Annotated in this window: 10 protein-coding genes; 1 reads left to right on the top strand and 9 read right to left on the bottom strand. The window is 63.0% G+C overall.

What is annotated here, in order from left to right:
* Positions 1 to 90: 90 nt before the first annotated feature.
* The 3 genes from AC1DWZ_RS08335 to AC1DWZ_RS08325 all read right to left on the bottom strand — a co-directional run bounded on the left by AC1DWZ_RS08335 (position 91) and on the right by AC1DWZ_RS08325 (position 3386).
* Entirely contained in the window at positions 91 to 1191 is a 1101-nt protein-coding gene (locus tag AC1DWZ_RS08335) for an ABC transporter permease (protein WP_477168417.1), read from the bottom strand.
* Complete coding sequence (locus AC1DWZ_RS08330) at positions 1188 to 1982, bottom strand: ABC transporter ATP-binding protein (protein ID WP_477168416.1); 795 nt, start codon at positions 1980 to 1982, stop codon at positions 1188 to 1190. Before AC1DWZ_RS08330 ends, AC1DWZ_RS08335 begins: the two co-directional genes overlap by 4 nt.
* A 165-nt stretch (positions 1983 to 2147) precedes the next feature.
* Positions 2148 to 3386, bottom strand: coding sequence for a Zn-dependent hydrolase (locus AC1DWZ_RS08325; protein WP_477168415.1), 1239 nt, complete (start codon positions 3384 to 3386; stop codon positions 2148 to 2150).
* Positions 3387 to 3847: 461 nt separating this feature from the next.
* Here AC1DWZ_RS08325 and AC1DWZ_RS08320 point away from each other — a divergent pair, with 461 nt between their 5' ends.
* Entirely contained in the window at positions 3848 to 6589 is a 2742-nt protein-coding gene (locus AC1DWZ_RS08320) for a beta strand repeat-containing protein (RefSeq protein WP_477168414.1), read from the top strand.
* Positions 6590 to 6618: 29 nt separating this feature from the next.
* Here AC1DWZ_RS08320 and AC1DWZ_RS08315 read toward each other — a convergent pair whose 3' ends face one another.
* From AC1DWZ_RS08315 to AC1DWZ_RS08290, 6 genes are all read right to left on the bottom strand, one after another.
* Positions 6619 to 7899: an amidohydrolase family protein gene (locus AC1DWZ_RS08315; protein WP_477168413.1), complete on the bottom strand. Its 1281-nt coding sequence runs from the start codon at positions 7897 to 7899 to the stop codon at positions 6619 to 6621.
* Positions 7900 to 7915: 16 nt separating this feature from the next.
* Complete coding sequence (locus tag AC1DWZ_RS08310) at positions 7916 to 8854, bottom strand: ABC transporter permease (RefSeq protein ID WP_477168412.1); 939 nt, start codon at positions 8852 to 8854, stop codon at positions 7916 to 7918.
* 3 nt (positions 8855 to 8857) lie between these two features.
* Positions 8858 to 9907, bottom strand: a complete 1050-nt coding sequence (locus tag AC1DWZ_RS08305) for an ABC transporter permease (protein WP_477168411.1) — start codon at positions 9905 to 9907, stop codon at positions 8858 to 8860.
* A complete protein-coding gene (locus AC1DWZ_RS08300; RefSeq protein WP_477168410.1) occupies positions 9897 to 11456 on the bottom strand; it encodes an ABC transporter ATP-binding protein in 1560 nt (519 codons plus the stop codon). The genes AC1DWZ_RS08305 and AC1DWZ_RS08300 overlap by 11 nt, the downstream gene beginning before the upstream one ends.
* The gene (locus AC1DWZ_RS08295; RefSeq protein ID WP_477168409.1) at positions 11456 to 12466 is read right to left on the bottom strand and encodes a BMP family protein; all 1011 of its coding nucleotides are present in this window, start codon (positions 12464 to 12466) and stop codon (positions 11456 to 11458) included. Before AC1DWZ_RS08295 ends, AC1DWZ_RS08300 begins: the two co-directional genes overlap by 1 nt.
* 212 nt (positions 12467 to 12678) lie before the next feature.
* A complete protein-coding gene (locus tag AC1DWZ_RS08290; protein WP_477168408.1) occupies positions 12679 to 14382 on the bottom strand; it encodes an ATP-binding protein in 1704 nt (567 codons plus the stop codon).
* Positions 14383 to 14628 lie beyond the last annotated feature (246 nt).

Here is a 14628-nt window from a genome sequence, read left to right as displayed (position 1 = left end):
ATTCCGCGGCGCTAATATCATGAAGCCCATACGCAGCAAGGGCTATCAGCAGCGCCGCCCAAATCACGCTCCGCTGCAAAGCGCGTCTTGTCATGCCCGCACCCCGGCATTTTTGAGGACCAGCCGCTCAATGCCACCGATGCCATAGACCAGCAACGTGCCGAGCAGGGCCGAGGCCAGCAATGCCGACCAGATCTGCACTGTCTGGCCGTAATAGCTGCCCGAGAGCAGCCGTGCGCCTAATCCCGCCGAGGCGCCGGTCGGCAGTTCGCCGACGATGGCGCCCGTCAAGCTGATCGCCACCGCGACCTTGAGGCTCGCGAACAAAAATGGGATCGAGGCGGGCACGCGCAGCTTCCAGAACACCTGCGCCGTGCTGGCATTGTAGGAGCGCATAAGGTCGAGCTGCATCGGGTCCGGCGAGCGCAGGCCCTTCACCATGCCGATGGTGACCGGGAAGAAACAGAGATACATCGAGATGATCGATTTCGGGACCAGCCCGGTGATGCCGATATTCCCCAGCACAACGATGATCATGGGGGCGATCGCCAGGATCGGAATGGTTTGCGAGGCGATGATCCACGGCATCAGGCTGCGGTCGAGCGTCTTGATATGGACGATGCCGGCGGCCAGCATCATGCCGAGGAACGCGCCGAGCGCAAAGCCGACCAGGGTTGCCGAGGCAGTGACACCGGCATGATAGACGAGAGATTTATTCGAGGTGACCGGCTCCTCGACCGTCGTCGCCAGGAATTCGGTGAGAATCTGTCCCGGACTCGGCAGCACCGGCCGGTCCATCGCCCAGGTACCGCGCAAGACACCCATGAAAGGTGGCTTTTCCGCCGGAGCGGTCTCCACGGTTGCCTGCGCGCCCTCCGTCGTCACATCGGATTCATCGCTGCCGGCGCTGTCTTCTTCCGCCGGCGCCGGGTCGGCCGTGGCGGAATCATAGGACTGGCTTTCATCATCCTCGGCGGCGGGCTCGTCCCCACCCGGGCTGGCGTCACCGTTCAGCGCCGCCTCGGCTTCCGCTTCAGCCGCCGCATCGCCGGCGGCACTCATCAACCGTTCGCTCACCTGGGTCCAGTTGAGCAAGGCGGCGAGGCCGTACCACAGCACGATGATGAGTGCTACCACCGCCAGCACCGGCAGCGCCTTCTGCTTCAACCCATGAAGCACATCGCCGCTCATTTGACCTCGTCATAGGAATGGCCGGCCTTGAGGCCAAGGCGAATGCGGTGCGCGAGGTCCTGCGCTTCCGGTGATTCCCGCGTCTCCAGCGTACGCTCGGCCGGCAGGTTGCTGTCGATGACATCGATGATGCGGCCGGGCCTGGCACTCATGATGACGATACGCGTCGAGAGCAGCACCGCTTCGTCGATCGAATGGGTGACGAAGATCACCGTCTTCCTGGTCTTGGCCCAGATTGAGAGCAGCTCTTCATTCATGCGGTCGCGGGTGATCTCATCCAAGGCGCCGAACGGCTCGTCCATCAGCAGGAGATCCGGATCGAAGCTAAGCGCGCGCGCGATCGAGGCGCGCTGCTGCATGCCGCCCGAGAGCTGGAAGGGAAACTTCTTCTCGAAGCCCTTGAGTCCGACGAGGTCGAGATAACGCTGCGCCTTCTCCACCCGTTCCGCCTTGCCGACGCCCATGATCTCGTGGGGCAGCTCGACATTCCGCTGGATGTTGCGCCAGGGATAAAGCGCCGCCGCCTGGAAGATATAGCCATAGGCACGCTTCAACCGCGCCTCGCGCGGTGACACGCCATTCACCGTGACGGTGCCCGAGGTCGGCTGCTCGAGATCGGCAATGATCCGCATCAACGTCGTCTTGCCGCAACCCGACGGACCGATGAAGGTCACGAACTCGCCGCGGCGGATCTCAAGATCGATATCCTTCAAGGCATGAACTGGCGCGTCCGGCGTCTCGAACGTCAGCCCCAGATTGCGGACGTCAATCACGACGTCGGATGTGCTCATTTCATTTCCTTGCGGACTCTCCGCGTCATGCTAGTGACACCCCTCACCCCGACCCTCTCCCCACTTCGTGGGGCGAGGGAGTTTCTACCGAGCGCGCACAAAGCCCCTCGCCCCTCTGGGGAGAGGGGTTGGGGTGAGGGGTTATTCTGGCAAATCATGAATTACTTAGGCCGCATTCGCACGTTCGACCATGGCCCGCAACAGGACGTCGCAGCCATCTCTGCAATCCTCCTTGGTCGCGTTCTCGATCTCGTTGTGGCTGATGCCGCCTTCGCAGGGGATGAACACCATGGCGGTGGGGGCGACGCGGTTCATGTAGCAGGAATCGTGCCCGGCGCCGGAGATGATGTTGAGATTGGAAAGGCCAAGCTCGTCGGCCCCCTTCTTCACTGCCGCCACGCAGGATTCATCGAACTTCACCGGCGGCGAATACCAGATTTCCTTGAAATCCATCTCCAGCCGGTTCTTGGCCACTGCCTCGTCGCAGGCGGCTTTCGCTTCCGCCGCCATCTTCGAGAGGATCTTGTCGTCGGGATGGCGGAGATCGATGGTGAAGAACACCTTGCCCGGGATGACGTTGCGCGAGTTCGGGCTGTTGTTGACCATGCCGACCGTGGCGCAGGCGAAGGGCTGGTTATCGAGGCCGATCTTGTTGATGGCGCTGATCACGTGGGCAGCCCCCACCAGCGCATCCTTGCGGACGCGCATGGGCGTGGGCCCCGCATGGGCTTCCTGGCCGGTCATCACGACCTCGAACCAGCGCTGGCCCTGGGCGCCCTGCACGATACCGATGGTTTTCTTTTCCGCTTCCAGGATCGGGCCCTGCTCGATATGTGCTTCGAAGAAGGCATGGACCGGGCGGCCACCCACCTCATCATCGCCGTAATAGCCAATGCGCTTCAGCTCATCGCCCATGGTCTTGCCGTCCTGGTCGGCGCGGGCAAGGCCGTAATCGAGATCAAACACGCCGGCGAAAACGCCAGATGCCACCATCGCCGGGGCAAAGCGCGAGCCTTCCTCATTGGTCCAGATGGCGGCTTCCACCGGGCGCAGCGTTTCATATTTCATGTCGTTGAGGCTGCGGATCACTTCCAAACCGCACAGCACGCCATAGACGCCGTCGAAGCGGCCACCGGTCGGCTGGCTATCGATATGGCTGCCGGTCATGACCGGCGCCAAGGTATTGTCCTTCCCCGGACGGCGGGCAAACACATTGCCCATCTTGTCGATGCGAATCGAGCAGCCGGCTTCCTTGCACCACTCCACGAAAAGATCGCGGGCCTGGCGGTCGAGGTCGGTCAGGGCCAGGCGGCAGACGCCGCCCTTTTCCGTGGCGCCGATCTTCGCCATTTCCATCAGGCTGTCCCACAGCCGGTCGCCATTGATCTTGAGATTGGTCGCCATCTTCTCCCTCCGGGTACCACCGGGCGCCCCAGGGTCTTTCCCAGGAGGACGCCGGTTATGCCTACAGAACAGGGAGCGGAGACACGATTCGCCCGCCCCCGATCATCCCGCACGCGCGAGATTTAGCATGAGGCGACACTTATCGCAGCCCAAACCAGCCCTGTTTTTGCCAGCCCATTCCTTGCGGGCAGACTTCTTTAGATGGCCTTTGCGGCCTTAAGGGAAATCCTGCCTAATCCTGACTGCTTGGTCAAGCTTGCTGTGGGCAGCCCGGTGCGGTGACAAGGCCGTGATAGGCCAAAAAATGGGGAATCCTCCCGATGTTGAGGGACACGCCCTGACTAGCCTGCACAGGCCGGGCTCACAGGGATGGAGCGGCTTCGGACCGCGCGCCGCGACGGTTATCGCGGGCGTGAAAACACCTATCCGCACAGAAACCCCTCCAGCAAGGATACCGCCATATGACTCAAGCGATTGTGCCCGGCTCCGCTCATTGCCAGCCGCATCACCCTGCCCCGAACCCGACGGTCCACGCCACCTTCCTCAGCGAACTTGGCTTTCTCACCGTCTTTGCCGACGACAGCGCGCAGCAGGTCACCATCTCACGCGACGCGCGGGGCCACATTTTCATCAATGGCGGTGCCGTTCCGATCGAGAGCGATCCGGCCGACAGCAGCCGGCCGACCGTCGCGAATACCAAGCTCATCCAGATATTGGGCCAGGGTGGCGACGACCGGATCGTGCTGGACGAATCCCACGGCCCCCTGCCGCCGGCACATCTCTTCGGTGGCGACGGCAACGATCTCGTCACCGGCGGCTCGGGCAATGACATCATCTTCGGCCTTGCTGACAATGACACGCTCAATGGTCGCGGTGGCGACGATGCCCTGTTCGGTGGCGAGGGCAATGATGTGCTGACCGGCGGCACCGGCAACGATCAGCTGTTCGGCGAGGGCGGCGACGACCGCTTCCTGTGGAAGACCGGTGACGGCCAGGACAGTGTCGATGGCGGCACCGGCATCGACACGGTTGAGATCACCGGCACCAAAGGCGCCGACCATTTCGCCGTCACCTCGAGCGGGAGCATAATCCACATTGACCGGGCGGGTGATGCACCCTCCGGCGTCGATGTCACGGGCGTTGAGAACATCCACATCAACGCCAGGGGCGGCAATGACACGATTGATGCCAGTCAGATGCGCGATGCTGCCGTCCAGTTGACGATCGACGGCGGCGGCGGCAATGACACGCTGCACGGCGGCGACGGCGCCGACACCCTCCTCGGTGGCAATGGCAACGATACCATCGACGGTAACCGTGGCAACGACACAGCCCTGATGGGTGCGGGCAACGATACCTTCGTCTGGGACCCGGGCGATGGCAGCGATATTGTCGAAGGCCAGGGCGGGATCGACACGCTGCTGTTCAACGGCTCTAACGCCAGCGAAGAGATCGACATTGCGGCCGATGGCGAGCGTGTGCACCTGTTCCGCAACATCGCCAACATCACGATGGATCTCGACGGCACCGAGCATGTGACGGTCCGCGCGCTCGGCGGATCGGACCAGGTCACGGTGGGCGACCTCCGTGGAACCGACGTCACTCATGTCTCAGTCGATCTCGCCTCATCTCTTGGCACCGGCGACGGTGTCGCCGACGATGTGATCGCCCTTGCGACCGATGACGCCGACACTGTCCGTGTTTCCAGCATCGGCGATACCATCTTCGTCAATGGCCTACGGGCGCAGATCGACGTCACCCATGCAGAAGCCCTCAATGACCGGTTGACGATCAATGCGCTGGGCGGCGACGATGTCCTGGATGCGACCGGCCTCGCGCCGGACAAGATCAGCCTCAGCCTCCACGGCGGCGAGGGCAACGACACCCTCGCCGGCGGTGGCGGCAATGATCAGTTGTTCGGCGATGGCGGCAACGACCGGTTCCTGTGGAAGTCCGGCGAAGGCCAGCATTCGGCCGACGGCGGCGCCGGCATCGACACGGTCGAGATCACGGGCGCCAGCACGGGCGATCATTTCATCCTTAGCTTCAACGGCAGCTTGACCCATGTCGACCGCACCGGTCCGGTGCCGGCCGGCATGGATATCACCGGTGTCGAGAACATCATCGTCAACGGAGAAGGCGGCAATGATCTCATTGATGCAAGGTTCCTGCGCGACATCGCCGTCAGTCTCACCATCGATGGCGGTGCCGGCAACGACACGGTCTTTGGCGGCGACGGGGCGGATACCCTCCTTGGCGGCACAGGCGACGATACTATCCGCGGTAGCCGCGGCAACGACATAGCCCTGATGGGCGCCGGCAACGACACCTTCATCTGGGATCCGGGCGATGGCAGTGACATTGTCGAAGGCCAGGGTGGCATCGACACACTGCTGTTCAATGGCTCCAATGTGGGCGAACAGATCGACATCGCAGCCAATGGCGAGCGTGTGTTCCTGTTCCGCAATGTCGGCAATGCCACCATGGACCTTGATGGCATCGAACATGTAACGGTCCATACGCTTGGCGGACCCGATCAAGTTACCGTGGGCGATCTTAGCGCCACCGACGTCACCCATGTAACGGTCGATCTGGCCGCGACCAACGGCACCGGTGACGCCGCGGCCGATGACGTCATCGTCAATGCGACCAGCAAGGACGATGTCATTCTTGTCGCCTCGATCGACGACAGCATCGTCGTCAATGGGCTCCACGCGCAGATCACCGTGGAACATGCCGAAGGCGCCAATGACCGGCTGACGATCCATGCCCTGGATGGCGACGACGTGATTGACGCCACCGGCGTCGCAGCAGGCAAGATCGGCCTCATTCTCGATGGTGGGGCCGGTGATGATGTGCTGATCGGCGGTGATGGCGACGACACGCTCATGGGTGGGATCGGCAATGACGTGCTCATTGGCGGCAACGGTCATGACACGCTGATCGGCGGCGGCGGCGACGACATTTTCATCGGTATCGGCGACGTCATCATCGACGGCTTCCAAGCGGGCGCCGGTGGCGGTGACCGCGTCGATTTGCGCGATGTCGATGGCGCACTCGACTTCGCCTCGGTTATCTCCCACGCGCAGAATGTCGGCAATGGTGTGGTGATCGATTTCGGTCCCAACGATTCGATTACTCTGCGCAACGTGCAGATTTCATCCCTGCACGACGACGACTTCCTGTTGCAAGGCGCAGCCTGACGAATGCGGGTGAGCGGCGGCAGCGCCGCTTACCCGCCTTTGTGATGGAATGAAACATCCTGCGGCCGGCCGGGGAGCTTCAGCGACATCGCGCCGCCCGGCCCCTCCGCCACCACCTTGCCGCGGCGCAGGACCTTCAATCTCGCGGCTTTGAGACGGATCGCCTCGATCGGGTCGCCGGCATCGAGAAGGACGAGGTCAGCATAGCAGCCGGGCGCCAATCCATAGCCGTCGAGATGGAGAATCTTCGCCGGCGTTTCGGTCACCGACTGGAAGCAGGCGCGCATCGCCTCCACACCGGTCATCTGCCCGACATGGAGCGCCATGCCGGCCACCTCCAGCATGTCGCCCGACCCCATCGAATACCAGGGGTCCATCACGCAATCATGGCCGAAGGCCACCGGAATGCCAGCCGCCATCAATTCAGGAACGCGCGTCATGCCTCGGCGCTTCGGATAGGTGTCGTGCCGACCCTGGATGGTGATGTTGATGAGCGGGTTGGCGATGGCAGCGACACCGCTCTCCGCCATCAGCGGAATGAGCTTGCTGACATAATAATTATCCATCGAATGCATGGAGGTAAGATGCGAGCCAGTGACACGGCCCTGCAGCCCCAGACGATGCGTCTCCGCCGCCAGCGTCTCGATATGGCGCGACATCGGATCGTCGGTCTCGTCGCAATGCATGTCGACCAGCAGGCCGCGATTGGCAGCGAGTTCACACAGCGCCCGCACCGAAGCCGCCCCATCGGCCATCGTGCGTTCAAAATGCGGGATACCGCCCACCACATCGACGCCGCGATCAAGTGCTGCCTTGAGAAGATCGACGGCGCCCTTGCTGCGCAGATAGCCGTCCTGTGGAAATGCCACCAATTGCAGATCGAGATAGGGCTTCACGCGCTTCTTCACCTCAAGGAGCGCATCCACCGCCAGCAATCTTGGATCGCAGATATCGACATGGGAGCGGATGGCAAGCAGGCCGCGCGCCACCACCCAATCGCAATAGCGGAGCGCCCGCTCCATGATCGCCTCCTGGGTGAGATGCGGCTTCAACTCGCCCCAGAGCCCTATCCCCTCCAGCAAGGTGCCCGATTGGTTGAGCCGCGGCAGGCCCAGGCTCAAGGTCGCATCCATGTGGAAATGCGCATCCACAAAGGGCGGGCTCACCAGCAGGCCGCGTGCCTGGATGGTTTCTTCGCCAGCGTCAGGCAGATTCGGTTCGACCGCGACGATCTTCTCGCCCTTGATACCGATATCGATATCCTGGCGCCCGTCGGGCAGGGTTGCATGGCGCACGATCAGATCGAACATGGACTCACCTTTGTCATCAGCGTTCGCCCTTGCGATAGGGCAGCATGAGCGCGCGCGGATAGCCGGCCCGCCGCGCCATGGTAACGAGTGCCAGGATCGAGAGGATATAGGGCAGCATCAGGAAGAACTGATAGGGCACACCTGCCACGATCTGCTGCAGCCGCAGCTGATAGGCGTCAAACGCCGCGAACAGGATGGCTCCCAGCAGCGCCTTGCCGGGACGCCACGAGCCGAACACGACCAGCGCGATGGCGATCCAGCCGCGGCCATTCACCATGTCGAAATAGAATGAGTTGAAAGCCGACATGGTGAGGAAGGCACCCCCCAGCGCCATGAAGGCACTGCCTGCCATGACGGCGCCGATGCGCAGCAAGGTGACATCGATGCCCTGGGCCTCGACGGCGGAAGGATTCTCGCCGACCATGCGCACCGCCAATCCGACCGGCGTCCGGTAAAGGATATAGGCCACCAGCGCCACCGAGACGAAGGCGAGATAGGTGAGCGGCGTCTGGTTGAACAGAGCCTCGCCCAGGAAGGGCAAATGGCTGAGGCCCGGAATCGGCAAGGCTGCGAACGGTTCGATCTTGGGCGGGCTGGTCACTTCCGGCAAGGCCACGCGATAGACATAGGAGGTGAGCGAGGTTGCGAGCAGCGTGATGCCGATGCCCGTCACATGCTGCGACAGGCCCAAGGGCACGACGAGGAGCGCATGCAGCAGGCCGAAGGCCGCACCCGAGGCCGCCGCCACTGCAACACCCACCCAAAGATCGCCACCCATATAGACCGTGAACCAGCCGGTGAAGGCGCCCACCGTCATGATGCCTTCGATACCGAGATTGAGGACACCGGCGCGCTCACAAATGAGCTCACCCAGCGTCGCAAAGATGAGCGGCGAGGCGATGCGGATGGCAGCCGCCCACAGGCTCGCGGTGAAGATGATCTCAAGCGCCGCCATCCCTCACCTCCACTTCAGGCGAAAGCGGGTGAACAGCATCGCGACCACCATGGTGAGAAGTGCGGTCGCCACCATGACCTGGGCGATATAGCTGGGGACACCGGCCTGCCGGCTCATGGCATCGGCGCCGACGAACATGGCGGCGACGAAGATCGAGGCTGCCACAACACCCAGCGGATGCAACATGGCCAGCATAGCGACCACGATGCCGGCATAGCCGAAGCCGGGCGAGAGATCGAGGGTGAGATTGCCCTTGAGCCCGATCACCTCCGAGACACCGGCCATGGCGGCAAGCCCGCCCGAGAGCAGCGCCACCTTCACCATCACGAAATCGACCTTCATGCCGGCAAAGCGCGCAGCCCTCGGGTTGAAGCCGACAGCGCGCATCTCATAGCCATGGATGGTACGCGTGTTGATGAACCAGACGATGAGCGCCATCGCGACGGCGATGAGGAAGCCGAGATGCAGGCGCTTGCCGGTAATGATCTTGGGCAGCTGCGCCGCCTCGACGATGTGCCGCGATTGCGGCCAGCCCATGCCCATCGGGTCCTTCAAGGGCCCTTCCAGCAGGAACGAGACGAACAGCAGCACGATGAAATTGAGCAGCAAGGTGGTCACCACCTCGTCGACGCCAAAGCGCGTCTTCATCAAGGTCGGACCGAGCAGCAGCAAGGCACCCGCCAAGGCACCGGCAACCAGCAGGATGGGAACGAGGAGCGGACTGGGGAGCGGCAGCAGGCCGGTGCCGAGCAAGGCTGCCATGATGGCGCCGCCATAAAACTGCGCCTCGCCACCGATGTTCCACAGGCGCGCCCGAAAGGCCACTGCCGCGGCAAGGCCGGTGAAGATGAGCGGCGTGGCCCGGGTCAGCGTTTCGAAGATCGCAAATTGCGAGCCCAATGCGCCCTTCAAGACCAGGCCGAAGACACCGAATGGATCGGCACCACTCCACAACACCAAAAGGGCCGCGATCATCAGGCTGGCGCCGACGGCAGCTGCCGGCGCCGCCAGCCACAAGACCCAGGGCGTTTCCAGGCGCGGTTCAAGCCGCATGGCTATCGCCCTCGCGCACAAAGCCATGCCCAGCCATCATCAAGCCGATCTGCTGTACCGAGAAATCGGCACGCGCCATGGGCGCCGAGAGCTGCCCGCGATAAATGACGGCGATACGGTCGCTCAAGGTCAGCAATTCGTCGAGATCTTCCGAGATCAGCAGGATGCCGGCACCCCGCCTGCGCGCGGCCAGCAGCTGTTCATGCACATAGCCCACCGCACCGATATCGAGACCGCGTGTCGGCTGGGCGGCCAGGATGAGCCTCGGGTTGCCGGCCATCTCGCGGCCCAGGATCAGCTTCTGCATGTTGCCGCCGGACAGCAGCCGCGCCGTCGCCTGCGGCCCCGGGCAACGCACATCGAAACCAGCGATGATACCTTCGGCGAATGTCCGCGCCGCTTGCCAATCGATGAGATGATGCTTCGAGAAGGGCCGTTCGCGGTAGCGCTCACTGATCATGTTCTCGGTGATCGGCATGTCGCCGATGAGGCCCACCGCATGCCGGTCTTCCGGAATGCGGCCAACACCTCGCCGCACCATCGCGGCCGCATCGGCATGGACGATCGCCTCACCGAACAGGGAGAACTGACCGGCACTGGCCGCGGTAAGGCCGCCGAGAAAGTCGGCGAGTGCCGCTTGCCCGTTACCGCTCACCCCGGCAATACCGAGAATCTCGCCAGCACACAAAGAGAGATCGACCGCATCGAGATCGTTGCGGCCATGGCTGCCTTTGACGGTGATGGACGCGAGATGGAGAAGCTCGTCCCTCGCCGCCTGCGGCTCGACCTTGGGGACCGGAATCGGCCGGCCGACCATCAGCTCCGCCAGTTCCTGGCGCGTGGCACCCTTCGTGTCGCGGCCCGCGACCAGCCGGCCTTGGCGGAGCACCAGCACTCGGTCGCTCACCGCCAGCACCTCATGCAGCTTGTGCGAGATGAAAATGATGGCAAGGCCCCGCGCCACCAGCTTTTCCAGGGTCGCGAACAGGCCCTCGCTCTCCTGCGGCGTCAACACCGCCGTGGGTTCGTCGAGAATGAGGATGCGGGCGTTGCGATAGAGCGCCTTCAAAATCTCGACCCGCTGCCGCTCGCCGACCGAGAGAGCGCTCACCCGCGCGTCCGCGTCGATGGCAAGACCGAAATCCGACGCCAGCTGCGCGATCCGCTGACGCGCCGCGGCCGCCTGCGATCGCCACGACCAGAGCGATTCCGTGCCGAGGGCGATATTGTCGAGCACACTCAAATTGTCGGCCAGGGTGAAATGCTGGTGCACCATGCCGATGCCGGCATCGAGCGCCGCGCGTGGACTGCCCGGCGGCAGGATCTTGCCAAAAGCCGTGACCTCGCCTGCATCGGCCACGTAATGGCCAAAGAGAATGTTCATGAGCGTCGTCTTGCCGGCGCCGTTTTCACCGAGCAAGGCCAGCACTTCGCCTTGGCAAAGCTCAAAGCCGATATCGTCATTGGCCTTGAGATCGCCGAAGCTTTTGGAAATGCCGGCCAGCCGGAGGACCACATCCCCCGACTGGCCATCCATCGCTTGTGGCATCAGCTCGATTTCGGCTCGTTATCGTCGATGGCGACTTGGAACGCGCCGCTCTTGATCGCGGCCTCGCGCTCCTTGACCTTGGCCACGATGTCGGCCGGCACCTTGGCCTCGAACGTGCCCAGGGGGGCGAGGGAACAGCCACCCGGCTTCATGAACGAGAGGGCACCGTAATCCTCAGCCGTGAAGCTTTTCGCCTTCACCTTGGCGATGGCCTGATCGAGCGTCGGCTCGAAATGCCACAGCGCCGACGCCACGACGGTATCGGGATAATCGGCTTGGGTGTCGATGACGTTGCCCACCGCCAGCACACCCTTTTCCTTGGCGGCATCGGAGACGCCGAAGCGTTCGGCATAGAGGAGATCCGCCCCGGCATCGATCTGCGCCAGCGCGGTTTCCTTCGCCTTGGGCGGATCGAACCAGGAGCCGATAAAGGCCACCTGGAATTTGGCATCCGCCTTCACTTCCTTCACACCTGCCATGAAGGCATTCATCAGCCGGTTCACTTCCGGGATCGGATAGCCACCAACCATGCCGATATTGCCGCTCTTGGTCATGGCACCCGCGATCATGCCGGTGAGGTACGAAGCATCCTGGATGTAATTGTCGAAGGTCGCAAAGTTCGGCAGGGCCGCATCCGGCTTGAAGCTCGACCCGATGAGGAAGGCGACACCCGGATAATCCTTGGCGACCGCGCGTGCGGCGTCTTCCACCGCAAAGGCTTCGCCGACGATCAGCTGATGGCCGGCCTCGGCATATTCGCGCATGACGCGTTCATAGTCGGTGTTGGAAACCTTCTCGGAGAACACATATTCGATATCGCCGCGCTCCTTCGCGGTGTTGGCCGCCTTGTGGATGCGGCTCACCCATTGCTGTTCGATGGGCACGGTATAGATGGCCGCCACCTTGATGGCATCCGCCGCGCGCACGGCGCGTGGCAACACCGTGGTGACGGACAGGGCCGACATCGCGGCCGAAGCATGCAGAAAAGCACGTCGAGTTACCCGGATCATAGCCTTCTCCTGCGATAGAATTATGTCGCGTTTTTTGCTGTACCCCTTGAGTACGAGCCCACCCGACGGCCAGGGGGTATGAGTGGCCGAATATTGGTCGGGTGCAAGTGCAGCGCGTGAGCCTTCAGACTCCGGCCGCCTATCAAACTCGCGTCACGATAGTTTCATAATCGCAAGGAGCGGGCAACGATTTTTCGCAGCTGCGAATACGCTCAAACCGTCGGTGCGGGTGGGAAACTGATCCGCACGCTGGTGCCCTTGCCGGGCGCGCTGGTGATCGAGAATTTGCCGCCATGCATTTCGGCCAGGCGCAGCACGATGGAAAGGCCGAGGCCCGTGCCGCCCTGATGCTTGCGGCCAGCACCCGTCTGCTCGAACGGAACCAGCGCCTGCGCCAATTCCTCCTCGCTCATGCCGATGCCCGTGTCCGCGACCTCGACAACACCGCCACCTTCGGCATGGGCCGTGAGATGGATGTCGATGCTGCCATGGGGGTCGGTGAACTTCACGGCATTGGACAGCAAATTCAGCATGATCTGGCGCAACGCCAGCTCATCGGCATAGAGCGCCACCGGACCGGATGCCTTGACCCCCAGCTGCAGGGATTTTTCCGCAGCGCGCGGCGCGATCATCTCCAGGCAGGCGCCGGCAATGTCGCTGGCATCCAGCATCTGCGGCGCGATCCGCCGTTTGCCGGCCTCGATCTTGGCATGATCGAGGATCTCGTCGATCATGCCAAGCAGCAGCGAACCGCTGGCATGGATGTGCCCTGCATAGTCCCGGTAGCGATCTTCACTCATCGGCACCCGGCCGGACCCGCGCATCAGATCGGCAAAGCCGATGATGGCATTCAAGGGTGTGCGAAGATCGTGGCTTGCGGTCGCAAGCAGCATGCTCTTGGCGCGTGTCGCCTCTTCCGCCGCCCGCCGTTCCCGGTACAAGGCGACAATGGTGAGCGTCGTCATGGTGAAGAGGACGATGAGCTCACCGGCCAGCTGCAGCGGATTGATCGCGGCCGGTGCATGGAACGGGCCCACGCCGGCAGCCGTCCCCGCCATCGCAATGACCGAGGCCAGGGAGACCAGCGTATAGGCCGCCCGCAACGAGGTGTTGAGCGCGATCCAGGACAGCGGCACCACGAGGAGGAAAGGCAGGCTGGCAAAGAGGGCGATCGGTGCCGGCGGCAAGGCAAAGAGACCGATGACGACGATGGCGACGACGCCCCAGACAATCCTGTCCTGGCGTGTCAGCTTCCGTGTCGCTTCTTCCGGCATCTTTTCGCCGCCCAGCCACAGCAGCAGGCAGGGGGCAAAGCTCAGCGTGCCGCCGCTGTCGCACAGCCACCAACTGACCCAGGTCCGGGTAACGGCGGTCAGATTCCACGGGCCATCCAGGTTAAGCGCCAGCGTGCCGCCCGCCGCCGTAATGGCCGGATGCAGGATCACCGCGCACAGGATGAACAGAACGACGCCGGAAAAACTGCTGAACAGGATCGGGGCCGGCCGCAGGCGCCGCAGCAGCGCGATGCTCAGGATCGGCCCCATTGCATTGGTGAGCGAGATGAGAACCGCCACCAGCAGGCTCGACTCGAAATAGCCGTAATTGATCAGGAACGAGCCCAGGAACAGGCCGGGCAGATAGCGCCAGCCACCCAGCATAGCCGCCACCACGGCAACACTGGAGGGCAGCCAGATGGGTGCAGGAAACAAACCATAGGCCGCGAAATAATGGCCGACGGCCAGTCCCAGCAGGAAATAGAGCGCCGCTGCCGCGAGATTGCTGCCGATCTGCTGCCGGAATCCGCCCTCCGCCCGCAGCCAGTCGCTCCAGCGCGGCGCAATGCGCGGCGATGCCGCCATGCCCGGCCCGGAGCCGAGCATGGGAACCGCTTCCGAAGGAGATGCAACCGACGACATGACGACCAGCCACTCCGCGAGTCTGCAACCAACGCCGATTCTGCCACCAGTGCGGATCGATAATCGCGCTATTGCAATGAGATAGTTAGGGTACCACGCATACTGATGATATTTCCCTTAAGATCATTAAATAGGAATGAACGTCCAAGCAAGCCGCCTGGCATAAAAACCCGATTCGCTTCCTGCGCACACCGAGATGGCATGAAAAAGGCCGGCGATTTAGCGCCGGCCTTTGTCGTCCAGGGG

This window comes from Dongia sp. P2_B8, assembly GCF_056404715.1.
The sequence above is the reverse complement of the archived record's forward strand: the minus strand, read 5'-3'. Positions and strand labels throughout refer to the sequence as shown.